We start from the raw sequence: 207 nt of genomic DNA on the forward strand, positions 1-207 counted from the left end.
AATACCAAAAAGATGGTACTGGAAGGTCTCTCGGAAGCACTTCATGTATCAATCAAATGGCTCAAAGGGGAAACCGATGAATATGAAACTGATATTACGGATAAGAAAGAATTGCAGATTCGTGATGCGATGGGCAACATTCTCAAACAGTTACCTCTTGACCTCAATAAAACAGAAGACGCTTTTTCTAAAGACTTACTGCTGTTA

Annotated in this window: 1 pseudogene; it reads left to right on the forward strand. The window is 38.6% G+C overall.

From position 1 onward, the window contains the following. Window positions 1-207 (forward strand): annotated as a pseudogene (locus DXA87_RS18595) (transcriptional regulator); the annotation flags it as partial.

Source organism: Desulfotomaculum sp. OF05-3 (assembly GCF_003435535.1).
Classification (GTDB): Bacteria; Bacillota; Clostridia; order Lachnospirales; family Lachnospiraceae; genus Pilosibacter; species Pilosibacter fragilis.